The 19,071-nt window shown below is 58.4% G+C and carries 18 protein-coding genes; 6 read left to right on the top strand and 12 right to left on the bottom strand.

The features are described from left to right. Nucleotides 1–24: 24 nt before the first annotated feature. Both recB and recD read left to right on the top strand, forming a co-directional pair. A complete protein-coding gene (gene recB, locus ACGK9R_RS07655) occupies nucleotides 25–3,681 on the top strand; it encodes an exodeoxyribonuclease V subunit beta (RefSeq protein WP_394579906.1) in 3,657 nt (1,218 codons plus the stop codon). Beyond that, entirely contained in the window at nucleotides 3,678–6,026 is a 2,349-nt protein-coding gene (recD, locus tag ACGK9R_RS07660) for an exodeoxyribonuclease V subunit alpha (protein WP_394579909.1), read from the top strand. Before recB ends, recD begins: the two co-directional genes overlap by 4 nt. Before the next feature lie 27 nt (nucleotides 6,027–6,053). Here recD and ACGK9R_RS07665 read toward each other — a convergent pair whose 3' ends face one another. The 4 genes from ACGK9R_RS07665 to ACGK9R_RS07680 all read right to left on the bottom strand — a co-directional run bounded on the left by ACGK9R_RS07665 (nucleotide 6,054) and on the right by ACGK9R_RS07680 (nucleotide 9,331). Continuing rightward, on the bottom strand, nucleotides 6,054–6,497 hold the full coding sequence (locus ACGK9R_RS07665; protein ID WP_394579911.1) for a hypothetical protein: 444 nt from the start codon (nucleotides 6,495–6,497) through the stop codon (nucleotides 6,054–6,056). A gap of 202 nt (nucleotides 6,498–6,699) precedes the next feature. Next, a complete protein-coding gene (locus ACGK9R_RS07670; protein ID WP_394579913.1) occupies nucleotides 6,700–7,002 on the bottom strand; it encodes a hypothetical protein in 303 nt (100 codons plus the stop codon). 525 nt (nucleotides 7,003–7,527) lie between these two features. Then, nucleotides 7,528–8,130, bottom strand: a complete 603-nt coding sequence (locus ACGK9R_RS07675) for a glutathione S-transferase family protein (RefSeq protein WP_394579914.1) — start codon at nucleotides 8,128–8,130, stop codon at nucleotides 7,528–7,530. Between the two features lie 16 nt (nucleotides 8,131–8,146). Beyond that, nucleotides 8,147–9,331, bottom strand: coding sequence for a YbfB/YjiJ family MFS transporter (locus tag ACGK9R_RS07680; protein ID WP_394579916.1), 1,185 nt, complete (start codon nucleotides 9,329–9,331; stop codon nucleotides 8,147–8,149). Between the two features lie 174 nt (nucleotides 9,332–9,505). Here ACGK9R_RS07680 and ACGK9R_RS07685 point away from each other — a divergent pair, with 174 nt between their 5' ends. Beyond that, nucleotides 9,506–10,399, top strand: a complete 894-nt coding sequence (locus ACGK9R_RS07685) for a LysR family transcriptional regulator (protein ID WP_394579918.1) — start codon at nucleotides 9,506–9,508, stop codon at nucleotides 10,397–10,399. A gap of 92 nt (nucleotides 10,400–10,491) precedes the next feature. Continuing rightward, on the top strand, nucleotides 10,492–10,743 hold the full coding sequence (locus ACGK9R_RS07690; protein WP_394579919.1) for a hypothetical protein: 252 nt from the start codon (nucleotides 10,492–10,494) through the stop codon (nucleotides 10,741–10,743). Between the two features lie 181 nt (nucleotides 10,744–10,924). On the opposite strand, the gene ACGK9R_RS07695 is transcribed toward ACGK9R_RS07690, so the two are convergent. The 3 genes from ACGK9R_RS07695 to ACGK9R_RS07705 all read right to left on the bottom strand — a co-directional run bounded on the left by ACGK9R_RS07695 (nucleotide 10,925) and on the right by ACGK9R_RS07705 (nucleotide 12,907). After that, nucleotides 10,925–11,188 carry a DUF2442 domain-containing protein gene (locus ACGK9R_RS07695; protein WP_394579921.1) on the bottom strand — a complete coding sequence of 88 codons (264 nt, stop codon included), beginning with the start codon at nucleotides 11,186–11,188 and terminating at the stop codon, nucleotides 10,925–10,927. A gap of 3 nt (nucleotides 11,189–11,191) precedes the next feature. Then, nucleotides 11,192–11,449, bottom strand: a complete 258-nt coding sequence (locus ACGK9R_RS07700) for a DUF4160 domain-containing protein (RefSeq protein WP_394579923.1) — start codon at nucleotides 11,447–11,449, stop codon at nucleotides 11,192–11,194. A 111-nt stretch (nucleotides 11,450–11,560) separates the two neighbouring features. Further along, nucleotides 11,561–12,907 (bottom strand): carboxylesterase family protein, encoded by a 1,347-nt coding sequence (locus ACGK9R_RS07705; protein ID WP_394579924.1) that lies wholly within the window; start codon nucleotides 12,905–12,907, stop codon nucleotides 11,561–11,563. 209 nt (nucleotides 12,908–13,116) lie between these two features. Between ACGK9R_RS07705 and ACGK9R_RS07710 the strand changes: the two genes are divergently transcribed. Further along, entirely contained in the window at nucleotides 13,117–14,085 is a 969-nt protein-coding gene (locus ACGK9R_RS07710; RefSeq protein WP_394580552.1) for a putative zinc-binding metallopeptidase, read from the top strand. 18 nt (nucleotides 14,086–14,103) lie between these two features. Here the strand turns inward: ACGK9R_RS07710 and ACGK9R_RS07715 are convergent, their stop codons facing one another. Genes ACGK9R_RS07715 through ACGK9R_RS07725 form a run of 3 tightly spaced genes read right to left on the bottom strand, consistent with a single transcriptional unit; the run spans nucleotide 14,104 to nucleotide 15,289 of the window. Further along, complete coding sequence (locus tag ACGK9R_RS07715; protein ID WP_394579926.1) at nucleotides 14,104–14,535, bottom strand: GNAT family N-acetyltransferase; 432 nt, start codon at nucleotides 14,533–14,535, stop codon at nucleotides 14,104–14,106. Between the two features lie 13 nt (nucleotides 14,536–14,548). Beyond that, nucleotides 14,549–14,932 (bottom strand): NUDIX domain-containing protein, encoded by a 384-nt coding sequence (locus tag ACGK9R_RS07720; RefSeq protein WP_394579928.1) that lies wholly within the window; start codon nucleotides 14,930–14,932, stop codon nucleotides 14,549–14,551. Nucleotides 14,933–14,947: 15 nt separating this feature from the next. After that, complete coding sequence (locus ACGK9R_RS07725) at nucleotides 14,948–15,289, bottom strand: hypothetical protein (protein ID WP_394579930.1); 342 nt, start codon at nucleotides 15,287–15,289, stop codon at nucleotides 14,948–14,950. A gap of 240 nt (nucleotides 15,290–15,529) precedes the next feature. Here ACGK9R_RS07725 and ACGK9R_RS07730 point away from each other — a divergent pair, with 240 nt between their 5' ends. Further along, nucleotides 15,530–16,264: an SDR family oxidoreductase gene (locus ACGK9R_RS07730; RefSeq protein WP_394579932.1), complete on the top strand. Its 735-nt coding sequence runs from the start codon at nucleotides 15,530–15,532 to the stop codon at nucleotides 16,262–16,264. 639 nt (nucleotides 16,265–16,903) lie between these two features. Here ACGK9R_RS07730 and ACGK9R_RS07735 read toward each other — a convergent pair. Beyond that, nucleotides 16,904–17,899, bottom strand: a complete 996-nt coding sequence (locus tag ACGK9R_RS07735; RefSeq protein ID WP_394579934.1) for a glycosyltransferase family 2 protein — start codon at nucleotides 17,897–17,899, stop codon at nucleotides 16,904–16,906. A gap of 506 nt (nucleotides 17,900–18,405) precedes the next feature. Then, on the bottom strand, nucleotides 18,406–18,918 hold the full coding sequence (locus tag ACGK9R_RS07740; protein ID WP_394579936.1) for a hypothetical protein: 513 nt from the start codon (nucleotides 18,916–18,918) through the stop codon (nucleotides 18,406–18,408). Between the last annotated feature and the right edge of the window lie 153 nt (nucleotides 18,919–19,071).

Raw genomic sequence — 19,071 nt, forward strand, 5'->3', positions numbered from 1 at the left:
TTGATTACCGCGCCCGGAGACCCCATGAGCCCACCCGCCCCGCTCGACCCCCTGCGCCTGCCCCTGCACGGTAGCCGTTTGATTGAGGCGAGTGCCGGCACCGGCAAAACCTTCACCATTGCGCTGTTGTACGTACGCCTGGTGCTAGGCGGCCACTCCCGTGAGGACGACACCGCTTACCTTCGCCCGCTCACCCCGCCGGAGATTCTGGTGGTCACCTTCACCAACGCCGCAACCCAAGAGCTTCGCGAGCGGATTCGCGCGCGGCTGGTGGAAGCGGCGGCGGTGTTTCGCGGCGCACTTGACGACGACCTGCTATGCGCGCTTCGCGCCCAGTACGATGAAGCTGCCTGGCCCGCCTGCGCGCGGCGGCTTGAATTGGCCGCGGAGTGGATGGACGAAGCGGCGGTGTCGACCATTCACAGCTGGTGCTACCGCATGCTGCGCGAACACGCTTTCGACAGCGGTAGCCTGTTTTCGCTGAACCTGGAGAACGACCAGCGCGAGCTCACCCTGGAGGTCGTGCGCGACTACTGGCGTACCTTCTATTACCCACTCGATGTGGAGGCCTTGAGCCATATCAGCCGCTACTGGGAGTCCCCGGATGCCCTGCACGACCAAGTGACCCGGCTGCTGGGCGAAAGCGACGCACTTGGCGATACCCGCCCGCCGCCGCGCGAGGTGCTGGCTGCCACCCAGGCGGAGAAAACCAGAGCGCTTACCGCGCTGAAAGCGCCCTGGCCCGAGTGGCTGGATGCGCTGGTCCCCGCGCTCGAGGAGGCGGCCAGCGCCAAGGCGTTCAAGGGGCAGAGCTTCAACGCCAGAAGCCGCGCCAACTGGCTTGGGGCACTCAGGGAGTGGTGCGAAAGCGACCTGGAGCGCCCGGTACTTACCGACGCCGCCTGGAAACGCATGACGCCCAAGGGCATGGCCGAGATCTGGACAACCGGCGAGCCGCCCTGCCCCGAGGTGTGGGAAGCGCTCGCTGCGCTAGAGCCCAATCTCGACGCGCTGCCCGACCCGCGCGCGGACCTGCTGACGCACGCCGTGCAGTGGTGCAAGGTGCGCCTCGAGCGCGAGCAGCAGCGCCGCGCCGAAATGGGCCCGACCGAGCTTTTGACCCACCTGGACCGAGCTCTTCAGGGCCCCAACCGCGAAGCGCTGGCCGCCCAAATCCGCCGCCAGTTTCCGGTGGCGCTGATCGACGAGTTCCAGGACACCGACCCGGTGCAGTACCGCATTTTCGATGCGATCTACCAGGTGGCCACCCCAACGCGGGACAGCGCGATTCTGCTGATCGGCGACCCCAAGCAGGCGATCTACGCCTTTCGCGGCGCGGACATCTTCACCTACCTGCAGGCCCGCACCGACACCACCGGGCGCCACGTCACGCTTTCGACCAACTTCCGCTCGACCCGGGCGATGGCCGAGGCGGTCAACCACTGCTTTCGCTACGCCGACGAGCACCCGCGCGGCGCGTTTCTGTTTCGCGATGAGCACGGCGACAATCCGCTGCCGTTTCTACCGGTCGACGCTCGCGGGCGTAAGGAGCGCCTGGTGCACGAAGGCGCGGCGCTCGCCGCGATGACGCTCTGGCCGCTTTCAAGCGACGAGCCGCTTTCCAAAACCGCCTACCAGAGCGAAATGGCCGAGCGCTGTGCCTCTTACATGGCCGAGCTGCTGGAGGCGGGTCAAAAAGGCGAAAGCGGCTTCGAAAACGAGCAAGGGCTCACGCCGCTGAAACCTTCCGACATGGCGGTGCTGGTCAATGGGGTGAGCGAGGCCCGCGCGATTCGCCTGTCCTTGGGCGCGCGCGGGGTCAAGAGCGTGTATCTCTCGGACAACGACCGGGTGTTCAGCTCGCCGATGGCCGGTCAGATCGCGCGCTGGCTGCAGGCCTGTGCCGAGCCTTTGGCAAGCTCGCGCCAGGCCGAGGCGCACCTGCGCGCAGCTCTCGCCACCCCGGCGCTGGGCCTGAGTCTGGCCGAGCTCGATCGCCTTCAGCAAGACGAACTGGCCTGGGAGGCACGGGTGGTGCAGTTCGGCCACTACCACCGGCTTTGGCAGCGCCAGGGCGTGCTTCCGCTGGTGCGCAAATTGATGGCGGACTTCGAGATTCCCGCCCGACTTCTGGCCGAGTTCGAGGACGGCGAGCGGCTGCTCACCGATCTTCTCCACCTGGGCGAGCTTCTCCAACAGGCAAGCCAGGAGCTCGACGGGGAGCACGCGCTGATCCGCTTTCTGATGGAGGCGATCGCCGACCCGGATAGCCAAAACGACAGCCACAAGCTGCGCCTGGAGAGCGACGCGGCGCTGGTCAAGGTGGTCACCATTCACAAGTCCAAGGGGCTCGAGTATCCGCTGGTGTTTCTACCCTTCATTCAGAACCACCGCCCGGTGAAGGCCGATGACCTGCCGCTGCGCTGGCACGATGATGACGGCCAGCTGCGCCTTGGCCTCAACGCCGACGAGAACGTGTTGGCGAAGGCCGACCGCGAACGCCTGGGCGAGGATTTGCGCAAACTCTACGTGGCGTTGACCCGCGCCCGCCACGCCACCTGGCTTGGCCTGGCGCCGCTGAAGGAGGCCGAGGCAAGCGCTATGGGGTATCTGTTGAACGCGGGCCAGCCCATCGCCCCCGCCGCGCTTTCATCGGCGCTGGAGGCGTTGGCGAAAGGTAGCGACATCCGCGTCACCGAGCCGCCAGCGCCCACCGCGCGGCGGCTGACGCCGACGGCGAGCAGCGAAACCCTGGGCCACGCCCGCGTGCCCAAGCGCCCGGCCCGCGAGCACTGGTGGATCGCCAGCTACTCGGCGCTGCGCCTTTCCGGCACGCTCACCGCGCCTTCGAGCACGCCGCTCGAGCCCACCACTGCCCAGGAAGCCACCGCGTTCGAGGTGCTCGACGAGCCCCAGGACCTGGCCGAGCCCCAGGCCTTTCACCTGCACAAGTTTCCCCGCGGGCCGGGGCCGGGCACCTTTCTGCACGGGCTTCTGGAATGGGCGGGCCGCACCGGCTTTGCCGCCGCGCTGGAAAATAACGAGGCCTTCGAGGACATGCTCTGGCGCCGGGTGCAGCTTCGCGGCTGGCAGGCATGGCAAGCGCCGCTTTCCGGCTGGTTGAAGGCGCTTTTAGTCACGCCCCTGCCGCTGGGCGGTGCGCAAAGCGTGGCGCTGACCAAGCTAGGTGACTACCAGGTGGAGCTCGAGTTCTGGCTCGCCGCCAAAGCGGTCGACACCCGCCGGATCGACGCGCTGGTGAGCCAGCACCTTCTACCTGGCCACGCCCGCCCGGCACTGGACCGCGACACGCTCAACGGCATGTTGAAGGGGTTCATCGACTTGGCGTTCGAGCACGACGGCCGTTTTTACGTGCTGGATTGGAAGTCCAACTACCTGGGCCCGACCGACGCCGCCTACGAGCAGGAGACGCTGCGCCAAGCGCTGCTGGAAAAACGCTACGACCTGCAGGCCGCACTCTACCTGCTCGCTCTTCACCGGCTGTTAAAAGCGCGCCTGGCGGATTACGACCCGCACCACCACCTGGGCGGCTCGCTCACCGTGTTTCTGCGCGGCAGCCGCAGCCAGGGCCGCGGCGTTTACGCCGAGCCCGCCCCGGTCGCGCTGATCGAGGCGCTGGACACCCTGTTCACCGGCGCCCCGCAGGAGGCCACCGCATGAGCCGTAAGGACACGCAGACCTTCGATCTTTTCGACGCGCCGCCGGCCAGTGAGCCCGCCACACCCCACCCGGCGCTTTTTGAGCCTCAGGCGCTGCTCGATCTGCTCGAGCGCTGGGTGGCGCGCGGCTGGCTGCGCGACCTGGACCGGGCGCTGGCACGCTTTCTGCTGAACGAGGCACCGGACGCCCCGGCGCTTTTGCTATTGGCGGCGGCGCTTGCCAGCCACCAGCTCGGCCGTGGGCATGTCTGCCTGGAGCTGGCCGCCACCCTGGCCGCTCCAGATTTCGCGCTTTCGCTGCCACCGGAAGGCGACGACCTGATCGAGCCGCCCATCCTGCCAAGCGCGCTGCTCGAAACCCTCACACTTGCCGAGTGGCAGGCCGCGCTCGATCACCCGCTGCTGGCAAGCACTGGTCCCGGCAACACCCCGCTGGTCGCAAGCGCCACGCGGCTATACCTGCGCCGCTACTGGCAGTTCGAGCGCACCCTGCAGCAAGAAATCGCCACCCGCCTCACCGCAAACGGAGATGTCTCCGAACTGGCTAATACGTGTAGGAGCCCAGTTCACTGGGCGATGGATGACGCCAGTCATCCCGATCACGCCACAGCAACCAACCTGCTCCCCCGGGCCCTGAACACTCTCTTCCCCAGCACCCAAACCCTGGACTGGCAAAAAACCGCCTGTGCGCTGGCCGCCCGCCGCCGCTTCGCCGTGATCACCGGCGGCCCCGGCACCGGCAAGACCACCACCGTGGTGCGCCTGCTCGCGCTGCTGCAAACCCTGCAGATGGCAAGCGGCGAGCCGGCGCTACGCATCCGACTGGCCGCCCCCACCGGCAAGGCCGCCGCCCGCCTTAACGAGTCCATCGCCGGCCAGGTCAACCGGCTCCCCTTCCATGAGCTCGCATCACTTTGGCAGCAGGATGCCTCGGGTAAGCAGGAAGCCCAAGGGAAGCAGGAAACGTCGTGGCAGCAGAAAACCCCGTGGGAGGGAGCTTCAGCTCGCGACGATCAAGCCACCCCAACGCTCCAAGCCTCGATCCCTACCGAGGTCACCACCCTCCACCGGCTATTGGGCGCCCGCCCCGACACCCGCCACTTCCGCCACGGCCCGAACAACCCGTTGGCGCTCGACGTACTGGTAATCGACGAAGCCTCGATGGTGGATATCGAAATGATGACCGCGGTGCTTGGCGCCCTACCCTCGAACGCCCAGCTGGTGCTGTTGGGCGACAAGGACCAGCTCGCCTCGGTCGAGGCCGGTGCGGTACTCGGCGAGCTGTGCCGCCGCGCCGACGCCGCCCACTACACTCCGGCCACCGCACAGTGGCTCGAAGCCGCTACCGGCCAAGCGATACCCGCTCAGTTCACCGATGACCACGGCGAGCCGCTGGACCAGGCAATCACCATGCTGCGGGTCAGCCACCGCTTCGATGAGCAAAGCGGCATCGGCCAGCTCGCCCAAGCGATCAACCAGCCCGGCCACGCCATGAGCAACCGCAATAAACAGCAGGCAGTCAACCAGCTGCTGCGCCAGGGCTACCCGGATGTGCAGCACCGCGTGCTGAGCGGCCAGAAGGACACCACGCTGGACGAGCTCGTCCTCAACGGAAGCTCCGCGGGCTTTCCTCAAAACGGCGAAGGCCGCACCGACCACAAGGGCAAGCCCGTGGCCCCGCCCACCGGCTACCGCCACTATTTGAACGTGCTCAACACCCAGCGCCCGGAAGGCGCCTCCTTCGAGACCGACCCGCACGCGTTCGATACCTGGGCCGGCCAGGTGCTGACCGCTTACGGGCGCTTTCAGCTTCTGTGCGCGCTGCGCAAGGGCCCTTGGGGCGTGGAAGGCTTGAATCCGCGCATTGCTCACACCCTGCGCCGCGAAGGCTGGCTTACCGCCAACGATGTGACGCTCGAAAAAGGCTGGTACGAGGGCCGCCCGGTACTGGTCACCCAGAACGACTACGCGCTAAAACTGATGAACGGCGACATCGGCATCACCCTCGCCGTACCCGACCCGCGCGCGCCCGGCCAGTCGCTTTTACGCGTCGCCTTTCCCACCAGCGACCCGGCAAAGCCCATCCGCTGGGTACTGCCTTCACGCCTGCACGCGGTGGAAACCGTATTCGCCATGACCGTGCACAAATCCCAGGGCTCCGAGTTCGTCCACACCGCCCTGCTGCTACCCGCCACGCTCAACCCGATTTTGACCCGCGAGCTGGTCTATACCGGCATCACTCGTGCGCGCGAATGGCTCACCGTGGTGGAAGCCAAACGCGGGGTGTTGGGGGAAGCGGTGGTGAGAGAGGTGCTGAGGGTTAGCGGTTTTTCCAGAGACAATTAATTCCTATAACATGGGAATCTTTATATTTTATTTAGCTGGGCGTGACGATTTATCAGAAAATTTCTTCAAGAAACTTTCTATCAAAACAATAACCGAACGCGGACGATCATCAAAATCAACAAACCAGTCAAGCCAGTCTTCACCCACATGACCGGGGCTATTCCAAAAATCAAAATCCTCCCACTTTAGTTCTTTTTTGCTAGCTTGTAACTTACAATGTTTTGTACCATTCGCAAGTTTTCTTAAAATATCCCATTCAGGATAGGCTTGCTTCATTTTTTCTCTTTCTTGTTTTCCAAAACCTTTTTCTCCAAGTCCAAGGTCTTTTATGTAGTGCCAATCTGCTATGTGATTCGCCATAAGAATTGCACTTATAAGATCACGATACTGCTTATTAACCCTTACTTGCTTCACAGATTCACTAGCTAAAAATGCCATATCATCTGCACACTTTATCTCACCAACAATCACACTAGCTCCTGATTACATTAGCGTAACACCTTATCTTAAAAAAACGCTTTCATAAGAAAAAGTATACATCTATAAAAATCAAAAAAAAATTGATAAACAAAAAACCATCAGAAAATATCGAAAAATCCAGCTATTTATAAGACTAGACTCAATTAGGTGGAAGCAGATAAGAAACGCAATCACCATGGTAAGTAACAGGATCTCATCCTGCTGAATCTACAGTAACGCTTGTAGGCATTCTTAGAGAGAAAAAATACTCTTGGCCCTGAAAACTTGCCGACATCATGCTGGATCCAATGTTTAAAGGAACAGGCCTAGAACTACCAATTTGCAATGTATTTTTTGAGCCACCCATGCCATCCCTATTTATCATCAAAATTAATGGCAAATGCTCAAAATCACATGCTACAGCAGTTATATTATCGATATACTCATCTTCATTTGCTGGAGAAATTTGCGAGTACATCATTGCACCAACTATCAATGCAGGTATAATTTTATTCACTTTTTTACCTCAGAGGAATTTTATTTATTGGGGAGTAACAGTATATTGCCGCCTGCTCTCAGAAAACTGAATAACATATTCTATTTCACTCCTGTTATAAGAAGCCAGCTCACATTTTGCATTATAAGAGTCGTGAGATAGATAATTCACTTCGATTACTCTATAGCACCCCATACCCTTCGCATTAATCATAAGACCGAGAGTGTCGCATAAATTATTGTCGCGCCCATGGCATGCTGGGTGCTGCATATATCCAGGACCAGATATCTGTGCTGAAGATGAAGAGCTAAAGCATATAAAAAAACATACAACCGTTAAAAACCCTTTCATTACACCATCCTTTTTAATTATAAATTCAATAGATAAAAAATAAAATCGCACAATATTTTTATATTACTTAAAGCACATTAAAAGCAAACATTTACTTCATGCAAATTTAGCTTTACTATATTAGGCTAAAACTATGCTTATTGACAACCAGGTAACTCATAAAAATCAACCCCTTTTAGTTCGGGCGAACACTCACTAAACAAACGCCGTCTCCCGAAAGCTCGTCCACCCAATTACCCAACCATGCCAAGCCGCAAGCCCAGGATAGGCCTCTTCCCACGCGACCTCCGGTAGCCTGAAGGCGAGATAGTCCAGCGCGCCGGCAGTGGCGATGTCGCCGAGGGAGAGGGTGTCGTTCGTGGGGGAGTTGCCCAGTTCGCAGTTTAGCTGCTCCAGGATTCGTTTTATGGCGCGGTGGCGGCGTTTTCCTAATACGCTGCTGTCCGCTTCGTCGCCGCGGTGCTTTCTTGCGATCACGCTGTTGAACGCGGCGTCCATCAGGTTCTGGCCGAGTCCTGCCAAGTGTAATACCTCTGCCAGGCGGTCGGCAGGGAATAGGGGGCGTTGTGGGTAGGCGTGGTCCAGGTAGAGTGCGATCAACAGGGATTCGCTGAGCGTGGTGCCCTCAGTGGTGATCAGCGCGGGGATACGCCCGGCGGGGTTGGCTTCTAAAAGCTCCGGGTCGTCGGCCCAGGGGTCGCACCAGTGGAGCTTGACGGCCTCCACCAGGCCTTTTTCCAGCAGCACGATGCGCACCAAGCGGGCGTAGGGCGAGGTGGCGTTGAGGTAGAGGTGCATTGTGTCTCTCCTGTCGTTAGTGAGCGTTTTCGGCGCGGTGGCTAAGCAAGACGAACACGACACCGGCCACGAGCATCGCGCTACTAATGGCAAAAAGCGGCGTGTAGGTGCCCAAAGCGGTATAGAGCGCTGACATGGCGTAGCCCGCTGCCGCCTGGGCGGCGGCGAAGGCGGCGGTGGCTTGCCCCCAGCGCTTTTTGTGGGCCACGGGGCCGACCATCTCGGCCAAGCGGCCGGAGGTGAGCGCGACGATGCCGGGAATCATCGCCCCCACCAGAAAAGAAGAAAGTGACTGGCTGATAAGGGAGAGCGAGTAGACCGGCAGCGCCACCGCTACGGCTTTGGCGACGAAGGCCACGACCAGGCCCCAATGCCAGCCGATGCGCTGGGCCAGTACCCGTACAATGAATGGCCCGCACAGCGCACCCACGCCGAAGATACCCCACTGAACCGACGCCGCCCGGCTGCCCAAGGCATTCTCGCGGGCCAGGTAATCCACCCAGAACACCGTATGGGGAACGAAGCCCACCGCATCCAGCGCGTAGGCTGCCATGAGCAGTATCACGGCGATACTCACAGCGGCCGTATGGGGCGAGCTTTCGCTTCCGCCTGCCACGGCGGCATGGGGTGTGCTCAGATGCGCGGCCTCGCGGGTACCTATAAGCCCAGCGGCCAGGCATAAAAGCCCTAATGCGCCCCATGTGGCCGCAAGGCTTAGTTCCAGCAGAAGCGGCACGACGAAAGCGGATAACAGCGCCCCCAAACCAATGCCGGTAAAGACCATAGCGCCCACATGAGCGCGACGTTCCGGCGGTGTGGCGGTGAGCGCCAGCGAGGGCCCCACCACCATCAAAACCGCCCCGGCGATGCCGGACACCAGCCGCCAGAAAAAAAACCAGCCAAAGCCGCTTTCCCAGGCGCACAACCAAAAGCTGAGCACGATGGCGATAAAACACGCAGCCATGACCCGGCGCGGCGAATAGCGCTCGCTGAGCCCGTGGGCCGAAAGCGCGCCAATGAAGTAGCCCAACAGGTTGGCAGCGCCCAGGTACGCGCCCTGGCTTGCGCTGAACCAGCCGCTTTCGACGATGGCGGGCAGCAGCGGCGTGTAGGCAAAACGCGCGATGCCAATGCCCGCAAGAGTTGCCATGATGCCGGTCAAAAGCGCAGGTAAGTCAGGGGAAAGGGAGTGGCGTCTCATCGGTTTCTATCCTTTTCATGCCACTGCGCCAGGAAAACGACGCGTGGCGAACCCAAGCCTACGCCTTGATACGCGTTTTATGGAAACGATTGGTTTTGATCACCTCTATCTCTTTTTGAGATACCATGGAGGCCAATATATCTTTAATCGCGTTGGCGCGACGGGGAGGCAACCATGCAGTTGAAATCGCTGCGGCTGTTCATGGCGGTGGTCGAAAGCGGCAGTTTCGTGGCGGCGGCCAGGAAGCTGCACACGGTGCAGTCCAATGTGACCACGCATATCAAGAAGCTGGAGGAGGAGCTGGGCGTGCAACTCATTCAGCGCGCCGGGCAGGTTCGCCCGACCAGCGCGGGGTTGGCGCTGGCCGAGTACGCCGAGCGCATGCTGAGTACCCACGATGAAGCAGTGGCGCTCTTTCAAGACCAGGCACAGGCCTGCGGGCGCCTGCGCATCGGCGCCATGGAAACCACCACCGCCCTGCGCCTGCCACCCATTCTGGCGACGTATCACGCCCAATACTCGGAGGTGGATATTCATCTCACGACCGGCCCTACGGCGGAGCTGACCGAGCGACTGTTGAGCGGCCAACTGGACTGCGCCTTTATTGCCGGGCCGTTCAAGCACGAGCACTATTACGGCCTTAAAGCCTTCGACGAGCAGTTGGTGTTGGTGGGCGCCGAGCCGATGGCGTCGATGCCTTCTGTCGAGACGCTCACCGCCTCGGCGTTTTTGGCCTTTCGCCAGGGGTGCAGCTACCGCCAGCGGATCGAGCTGCTGCTCGCCTCGCACGGTATCAACGCCAGCCGCATTTTCGAGTTCGGCTCGCTGGATGCGATGCTCGGCTGCGTTGCGGCGGGCATGGGCTATGCCCTGCTGCCACGCGCCACCGTGGAGGCCCACCGCCACCGCTTCGAGGTGCACACGCTGGCGCTGCCCGCCCCCATCGCCCAGGTGGATACCTACTTCGTCGCGGCGCAACCCAACACCTGGACACCCGCGCTCGAACGCTTCGCCGCTACCGTGCGAGAGAGCGTCAGCGCAACACGTCACAGCCCTACCGCCGCTTAGGCGCTGGGCCGCTCGATGGGCCGTTGTCACGGCAAGAATCTCCATCCTCTGCCATAGTGAAAGACCCATCGAGCACTCAAGGAGGAATGACGATGACCCGCACTGCACGCGTAGAACCCATCAGCGAAGACCGTGGCGACGCCATCATCGTATCCGGCTGGCGCGTGGTGGATGTGACCGATATGGACGCGCCCAAGGAGGTTTCTCGCCACGACCGCGAACCAGAAGCCATTGAGGCGGCACGGCGTTTCGAAGCCCAGAGCACGAGTGAACCAGGCTCTGAAGCCGACGACACCCAGGATTACGACGCTTCGCGAGCGGATGCTGGCAAACGCGATGAGTAGTGTTTATGGGCCGGATTCGCATTGAAAAGGGCATAATGCGATTGAAGCGTTATGCCCTTTTCGAGTTAATTTCAGGCCGCGAAATCAATCGGGGGCGCGCAATGCAATTTATGCTCTTCGCTTGATTCAGGCGGCGAGCCATGCGATATGAGCTCTCAATAGTTTTGGCTTAGCTACCCGCTCAAGAAACTGGAGACGCTGGCTTGAGTTGCTGGTTACACAAGTCTTTAAGAAACTCTGGCGCTAAATCTGCCCCATTGGGCCAAACGATCGTTTCGAGCTCCGGATCCACGGCTAGCTCTTTAAAAAATGCCATATCCTTTAGCGGCTCAAATATCGGGCCGCTCAAAACACCATCCAAGTTCACTTCTCCGGACGTGCCATCATCGAAGCCTATCCATATTTTGTAACCCGTCAGGTACTTAACAGATGTAATATGAAGCATGATTCACTCCAGCGGTGCGATATCGTTAAGAGGCTCACCAGCTCTCGCACGCCGCCAATTTTCTACTAGCTCGGCTTCATGCAAGAAAATCCACTCTTTTACGAATGCTGTCGCCCTTTTGGGCAAGTCCCCTTCAAGTATGGTTCCGTCGAATGCAAACAGCGCTTCATAGCCCGCGTACTTGGCATGAAAATGCGGTGGGTTATGGTCGTTGAAATACATGGCGATAAGTACACCGTAAAATCTGCTAATGACAGGCATGACCGATGACTCAGAAAATCGGATAGTTGATCTATCTTATTACGTCCAGGTAACGTTAAAAAGTTCTGGCTAATAATGATACCTTCGATACTGCAAGGGAGTAGAACAGTGTTATTTCACCAGCCACCACTCGGCGATGCCCGGCTCGCGGTGGCCCTTCTCCGGCAATCGCCCGCCTCTAGCGAAGTCCGCCCACAGTTTACGCAGGCGCTGGCCGCACGCGTGAAGCTCGTCTTGCTCCACGCCCTTGACGATATCCGCATCACGCCAGCTTGGCGGCTCGCCCAGCAAAAGCGGTAATTCCAACGTATGCGCGGCGCCATAAGGCGCGCGCCCCTTGTTCCAATCGAATCGGTAAACGAAAGCGTGGCCACCAGCTTTGGCGTGGCGGCGAGCGAAGGCATGGGCATCGCGTTTATACACCTTGCGCGTGGTGGCGGCCACCAACGCCCCGGTGAGCGTTGCGCCGAGCAGCGGCATTGCCCGCAGGCGCGTAAGCGTAGGTGATAAAACCAGAAACAGCGCGGTTTCCTCGGCGGTGTACCCGATCAGTACATCGATGCTTTTTGCCGCGCGGCGCCAGGCGGCGGGAGCCTGCTTCTCCTCCGGCAGCGGGTAGTGACCGTACTGGGTCGCAAACGGCATGGCGGACTTCAGACCAAAGCCCTGGGCAGCCTTCACGACTCCCGTTTGCAGGGTCAGTACCTCGCCCAGCGGCATATCGCGGGTGGCTTTGACGGCCTGTTCGAACATTTTAGCGTTCATTTTGGCGCGCCCCCGGCTGATGCCCAGCGGCGCGCTCTGAATGATGGCGCGCTGGAAAAGCCCTTCGGCGCCTTCGGCGATCATCAGGTGCGCCGCCGCATCGCCCCCGGCGGAGTGGCCGAACAGCGTCACGTTGTTGGGGTCGCCGCCGAAGGCTTCGATATTGGCTTTAATCCAGCGCAGCGCCGAGATCAGATCGAGCAGCCCCAAATTCGCTGGGCGCCCTTCCCCGCCGAGAAACCCCAGAAGCCCCAGCCGGTAGTTCACGCCGACCACGATCACATCGTTTTCAAGCGCCAGCGGGCGGGTATCGAATACCGGCAAGTCCGCCGTGCCGAACACGTAGGAGCCGCCGTGAATCCACACCATAACCGGGCGCGGCGCCTGGGCCGGACGCTCCGGCAGCGTGATCGAAAGATGCAGCGCGTCTTCGCAAACGGCGAACTCGTCCGCGCTTACCCCTAGCGCCCGGTTCAGTTCGGGCTCGATATTCTGCGGCGCTGCCGGCGACCAGGCCGTGGCGTCAATGGGTGTGGAGGACGGCGGCTGGTCCACCGGCGGGCAGAAGCGCTCAACGCGTGCGTAGCGGATGCCGGTGGCGCGAATCGCGCCGCGGTCATACCAGCCGATGATCTCGCCGGCGGGGGCGGTAAAATGCGGGCCTTCATAGGGCGCGGGCTCGGCGTGGGTCATGAGGGATGGCTCGAGGACATAAGAATTCTTGAAGAAAAAAAGCAGGCGCAGCATAGCACGCGCCGATAGCGGGCGGCTTCCCGCGTCCGTTGGGATTTCTACCCGCCGTGATGAAAGACGAAAACAGCGAGAACGCCTGCAGAAGAGATTGGACGCCTTGGCCTGGCACCACCTAGACTCAAGGCTTCTGCCTTTTGAGTGCCCTGCCCATGCGCGTTTTCTCCAACCCCGTCGGTGCTGGTTCGTTGTGGTTCGATAACCTGCTTACCGCCGACGGCGTGCCGGTCGGCTACGACCCTCAAGCCCGAGCGTTCATCCCCATGCCGCCGTTTTGCGCCAACCGCGAAGTGATCGGCTGCAACTGGATTGCACCGAAAGAAGGAGCGCTTTGCCGCGCCTGCGCGATGACTGCCATGGCGCCGGACTTGAGCATTCCCGACGCCACCGCCAACTGGGCACAAACCGAGGTCGCCAAGCGCTGGGTGATCGACAACCTGGGCCGCTGGAACTGGTTTCGCCCGGAAGACCCGGGCGCCCCGCCGGTGTTTCATTTGCTGGCGGAAGGCAAAAAGCCGGTGATGATGGGCCATGTGGATGGTGTGGTGACAATCAGCATCGCCGAGGCGGACCCGGTGCTGGTCACCACCCGGCGCGAAGCGCTGGACGAGCCCTACCGCACGATGATCGGCCACATGCGCCACGAGATCGCCCACATGCTGTGGTGGCGGCTGAGCCTGCGTGAAGACTTTCTGAAAGCGTTTCGTGAGATGTTCGGCGACGAGCGCGCCGACTACGGCGAGGCGCTCAAGCACCACTACAACGAAGGCCCGCCGAAGGATTGGCGCAAGGAGTTCGTCTCCACCTACGCCTCGGCCCACCCCCACGAGGATTGGGCGGAAACCGTCTCGCACATTCTGCACCTGACCGATATCACCGACAGCTTCGTCTCATCGGGCATGGATTCACCGGCGCTGCCCCGCGACCACAAGTGGGACGCCTACGCCGAGCCGGACGCCGAGCGGCTGATCAACATCGCCATCGAGCTCATCGCCGGCGTGAACCACGTCAACCGCGCGATGGGGCTATCTGACGTTTATCCCTTCATGCTGACCGAAGTCACGCTTCAAAAGCTCGCGTTCGTGCACGGCTGGCTGCGCCGGGGTGCGCAGGGGCTTTGAGTCTCCGCTTCATCCCTTTCAAGCGGTAGGGCTATCGCTCAGTACGAACGAGTGCAGCGCGATATCAGTACGAAACTGCCAGCCCATGCGTTGCCAGAAGCGCTTGCCGGGTTCGTTATCCACCAGCAACATCAGGTGCGCCTTGTCGATGCCCTCCGCGCGCAAGGCGTCCAGGCAACGATTGACCAGCGCAGTGCCGATGCCCTGCTCGCGGTGGCGCTCGGCCACCGCCAGGTGCTGAATGAATCCCCGGTGGCCGTCGTGGCCCGCCATGATCGTGCCGATGAGTTCTCCACCTTGTTCGGCAACGATACTCAAGCCCGGGTTGCGCGATAAATAGCGCGTGATGCCTTCGAAAGAGTCCGCATCGCGCAGGCGCACGCCCGGCGTTTGCTGCCAGAGCGCCACGGCAGCGGCGTAGTCATCGAGGGCCATGGGGCGGTAGTGCATGGGGTCATTCCAATCAGGAGAGTGAAGCGTCGAACGCGTGGATCGAGCGCGCGTACCCAGGCGGCAGGTTGGCAGGCAGCCTATCGAGGTTGAAGGTGGCGATACGCGAATGCTCGTCACTCACCTTTGGCGCGAACTCTCCGACAAGCGTACAGCCATAGGTGACGATGAACACCTGTTTGCCGGGAATCACTTCGAACAGGTAGCTGTCGAGGATTGGCTCCACCCTCACGTCGACATCGAGCTCCTCCTTGAACTCCCGCGCCAGGCACTCAGGCGCGCTCTCGCCAACCTCGATACGCCCGCCGGGCAGCTCCCACTCGTCGCGGTCGTTGAGCGCCAGCACCACTTGGCCGCCGGGAAGTGCGAGCACACCCTTGATCGATACCGGAAACATGCCCGCTCCTATCGGCTATAAATTGAGTCCCAAGCGCAGCGCCTGCAGCCCATCAAGGCGGATCACCACTTCATCGGAAAAGAGCGGGTGCCCTTCCACGCCCAGGTTCAACGCCGCCTGAGCGCCGCGATAGGTCACGTTCAGCGTGATCTCGGTCGAGGAGCTCACCGGCGCCCAGAGCCCGTAGTCAACGCTTTCCACCGTGACGCTGGAAAGCCCGCGTTCGCTGAGCGCCTGCTCCACTTCGCGCTCCACGGCGTGGCCGTAGTAGACATAAATCCCTGCATAGGCCAGCGCCACTAAACCCATCAATGACAAGAGCTTACCCATACAGTGCCTCGAATCGTTGCTGTTCATTCAGTGCTTCGATAATGCCTATGGCGTGGTCGGTTCACAAGCTCGCCCTCGCTGCAATTCGGAGTAACGATGCGAGCCACTTCAGCCATCGCTTCACGTGAATCTTAGGTATAACGCCGAGCCAATACGGCCGCGACATCAGTCTCTGCCCGACGCACCTTGAGCTACATGGCTCAAGCGTTAGCGCTGCACGCAATTTAGCCTATGCTGATATGCGTTACGCACCCATTTGGAGAGAGCATGAACGAGCAGAAAGTAGCGCTAGTCACCGGCGGTTCGCGCGGCATCGGCGCCAGCATCGCCCACGAGCTGGCCGAAAACGGTTTTATTGTGGCGGTCAACTACGCAAACAGTGGCGATGAAGCGGCCAAGGTGGTCGAGGAGATCGAGCAAAAAGGCGGTAGCGCGAGGGCATTTAAAGCAGACGTGGCCGATGCCGGCGCGGTGCGCCAGCTCTTCGATGAGCTCGAAGCGCAGTACGGTCGCCTCGACGTGCTGGTCAACAGCGCCGGAGTATTGAAACTCGCGCCACTGGCCGAGTGTGACGACGAACTGATCGACGCCCACATCGACACCAACCTGAAAGGCTCGATTTACACCATGCGTGAGGCGGCGAAGCGCCTGCAAAACGGCGGGCGTATCATCAACCTTTCCACCAGCGTGGTGGGCCTGAAGCTCGAGAACTACAGCGTGTACGCGGCAACGAAAGCGGCAGTCGAGACCCTGGGCGCGATTCTGTGCAAGGAGCTTCGCGGGCGGGAGATCACGGTCAACGCGGTCGCCCCCGGCCCCACCGCCACGAAGCTCTTTTTCGACGGCAAAACCGACGAGCTGGTCGAGCGGCTCAGGAAGATGCCGCCACTGGAGCGCCTGGCCGAGCCCGAGGACATCTCGAGCGTAGTGGCGTTTCTCGCCTCCCCTGCCGGCGGCTGGATCAACGGCCAGACGCTGCGCGCCAACGGTGGCATCGTTTGATCGTGTTGAAGCGCCCACAAACGATAGAGCAAGTCGCGACTACCCTATACTGCGAAATACAAGGCTGCAGTGGTCATGGACATCATCAAGGGGGCAAGGCTACGGAGACGGCAATGGAAGAAGCGCTGATCCATCGTTCAGAGTGCGGGGCGCGTATTGAAATCGTTTCGATAATAGGCTCATGCTAAACAGTTGCCACAACACGAATTCGGTGAAGACTAATAGTTTCATATAGCAGTCCACGACACCGGATTCGTGCAACGCCTCACTCAATCATTGAAAGAGGAGTGTATGTAACGCCAACACTTCAAGTCGTTGTGTCAAGTCGAAACGAGAGTTGATCGCTGGCACCTACACGACCGCGAGGATCTTCCCCACCAGTTTCTGAACGACGTGACGTCCCGAGCGCATTCGACGCTAGTCATGCAGAGTGTAACAGCGATGTACTAATAAATCGGCGCTTTACCTCAGGAAAACCTTAAGCAGGTAATCATGCGTTACTATTGTCCGAAAAAAAATATAATTTATATAAAGCACTACACCATCATTTACTAAACGCGTGATGAATCACATGCAAGCCGACAACTGTTATACTATATGCTTACTCAATGTTTCGATTCGAGACAGCTATGCGCGCCATTATTTATCATATTTCCCACTAAATAAATCATCTATGAAAGATTTTGCTTCGATTGATATGTAGGAACTTTTCTGTACATCAGCCAACCTTTCTTTAGTATGATTCAAAAATCTTAAAGGCGAATACTCTCCTCTGCTGATCATACCCGTATAACGATTCAAATAGAGAGCGAGATAATCGTTTTTATGTTGATCACTTATAGTTAGCGCTTCAATAAAGTCGAAAGCTGATAAGTATATTTTAGTTGCATCTCTTGGCGGCGTGCCTTTCTTTGATAATGAAACCTCATCTTTTTCATTACAGAAATAATATTCTTTTTGGTTACCTAATATGGCAATGTTTTTCAGAAGACTATACATTTTCATTGTAAAGAAATTATCTTCTCTAACTCTTATTTTTTTAGGAAAATAAATTGCGTGCTCAATTATCAAAGATCTTTTAAACAACTTCCCTACTGAATTTAAGGAATTAATCAAATTTGTTTCAAAGAATGTGAGATTTTTAACCGTACTTGGATACCTGAAAGCCGAACGGCAAATTTTACGCGTACTATTTGGTGCCTTGAAGTAGGGCATGCAAACCATATCAATAGTGCTATCAGTCTCTGTAACATTGATAGCGTCGGAAATGGCGTAGCTTGTTAAATAATCATCAGAATCAAGAAATAAAACCCATTTTCCGGATGCGATTTCGATACCATTATTTCTAGGCAGCGAGGCTCCTCCAGAATTATGTTTTCTTTTACAAACGAAAAAGTTCGGGAAGTCGTTTTGATATTTTCTAACAACATTCAAAGTTTGATCGCTTGAACAATCATCTACAACTATGACTTCCATATCACTTTTATTATAATCACATTTTTTGAGCTTCTCTAAACACTTACCGAGCAACACTTCTCGATTATAAGTAGATATTATTATAGATACAACTGGTGAGTTAGTAGTCGTCTTTTTTAAACTATATTCAGAAAAAGGCTTTAAACCATTAATGCTCATCAACTTCTCCATTGAATCGATCAAGTTTAAATATTGATTGCATAAAACAATTAACGTACTTTTGGCTATGCAGTAAGGAAGCAATAACCAGCACCGGCATTCTCTTGATTATAATCAATTAAGTGCGGCAGGGCACGAGGGTACCGTCATCTAACTCAACGATACCAAATTTCTTCTAACTTGAGACCAGCATTGATCCGCAATTATTTCTGAATGATTAGCGTTTACAGCAACACTATTGACCTTGAGCGTAAAATTAGCCAGAAGAGATGCAGTAATATGTTGTAACAAGTCCAATTGATCAGCAGTCAGCGCCACGTATCGCTAAAAAACCAAAGCGTCTGTCAACCTGAACCAATGGGCCATAGTGAAGTGCCCCCTTCGTAGCTGCACAGTCCCATAGTGCAGGACTGCTGCACAGGTGAGGACTTTGGTCGACGATTATCAAACAAAACCCTGGGCATCGCTTCAACAATGGCCAAGATTTTGTCGTGCTAACGGCGGAGCTAAATGTGGCCCAGGTAGCGCATCTGATCGCACATTTGCAACGGCACTTCCTCGATCAGTACGATCGAGATTTTCGAGTCGCCGTTGTCCAGCGTTGTGACCCGTTCACCCAGCGTGGCGTTGAGAGTATCCGGCGTCAGCTTGTACATGGCGCCGGTGAGCGGGTCGACCACGAGCCAGCCGATCAGCCCCCCGAACAGAATGTTACCGCCGATGTACCAGCCGTTCGGCGTAGAGTTGATGGGCACGAACCGGCTCTCGTAGCCCTCTTTTGAAATTTCGACGTTACAGGTTTTACCGCCAAAATAGCTGCCATCGGATTTACGCAGCATCACGGTAGTGGGCGTCGTCGCCGAGTGTACTTGCTGGCTGCGCTCGTCGACGATGATGACCTGCGCGTTACTGGGTACGGAGCTTATCGTGACCGACTGCTCCTTGTCGCCGACGATCGACGCGCAGCCGGTCATGATGGAAAGCGTAGCGACGGCGGCGGTGAGTTTTAACAGTTTCACTTATATTCCAAACATATTCGATATTTCGAGCCGACCGCGGTCGGCCTCCCTTGCATACCGTTTTGGGACGAGCACCCCAATGGAAATTAATTATAATTAATACTTGCAACGACACCTGCCCGTGCGCCATTAAGCGCATGGGAGACAAAACCA

Origin of the sequence: Halomonas sp. HNIBRBA4712 (genome assembly GCF_043558675.1) — a bacterium.
Lineage (GTDB): Bacteria > Pseudomonadota > Gammaproteobacteria > Pseudomonadales > Halomonadaceae > Vreelandella.

Coding starts and splice junctions, on each gene's coding strand:
- recB (WP_394579906.1), top strand. CDS start 25: ATGAGCCCACCCGCCCCGCTCGACCCCCTGCGCCTGCCCCTGCACGGT.
- recD (WP_394579909.1), top strand. CDS start 3,678: ATGAGCCGTAAGGACACGCAGACCTTCGATCTTTTCGACGCGCCGCCG.
- ACGK9R_RS07675 (WP_394579914.1), bottom strand. CDS start 8,130: ATGCACCTCTACCTCAACGCCACCTCGCCCTACGCCCGCTTGGTGCGC.
- ACGK9R_RS07680 (WP_394579916.1), bottom strand. CDS start 9,331: ATGAGACGCCACTCCCTTTCCCCTGACTTACCTGCGCTTTTGACCGGC.
- ACGK9R_RS07685 (WP_394579918.1), top strand. CDS start 9,506: ATGCAGTTGAAATCGCTGCGGCTGTTCATGGCGGTGGTCGAAAGCGGC.
- ACGK9R_RS07690 (WP_394579919.1), top strand. CDS start 10,492: ATGACCCGCACTGCACGCGTAGAACCCATCAGCGAAGACCGTGGCGAC.
- ACGK9R_RS07695 (WP_394579921.1), bottom strand. CDS start 11,188: ATGCTTCATATTACATCTGTTAAGTACCTGACGGGTTACAAAATATGG.
- ACGK9R_RS07700 (WP_394579923.1), bottom strand. CDS start 11,449: ATGCCTGTCATTAGCAGATTTTACGGTGTACTTATCGCCATGTATTTC.
- ACGK9R_RS07705 (WP_394579924.1), bottom strand. CDS start 12,907: ATGACCCACGCCGAGCCCGCGCCCTATGAAGGCCCGCATTTTACCGCC.
- ACGK9R_RS07710 (WP_394580552.1), top strand. CDS start 13,117: ATGCGCGTTTTCTCCAACCCCGTCGGTGCTGGTTCGTTGTGGTTCGAT.
- ACGK9R_RS07715 (WP_394579926.1), bottom strand. CDS start 14,535: ATGCACTACCGCCCCATGGCCCTCGATGACTACGCCGCTGCCGTGGCG.
- ACGK9R_RS07720 (WP_394579928.1), bottom strand. CDS start 14,932: ATGTTTCCGGTATCGATCAAGGGTGTGCTCGCACTTCCCGGCGGCCAA.
- ACGK9R_RS07725 (WP_394579930.1), bottom strand. CDS start 15,289: ATGAACAGCAACGATTCGAGGCACTGTATGGGTAAGCTCTTGTCATTG.
- ACGK9R_RS07730 (WP_394579932.1), top strand. CDS start 15,530: ATGAACGAGCAGAAAGTAGCGCTAGTCACCGGCGGTTCGCGCGGCATC.
- ACGK9R_RS07735 (WP_394579934.1), bottom strand. CDS start 17,899: ATGAGCATTAATGGTTTAAAGCCTTTTTCTGAATATAGTTTAAAAAAG.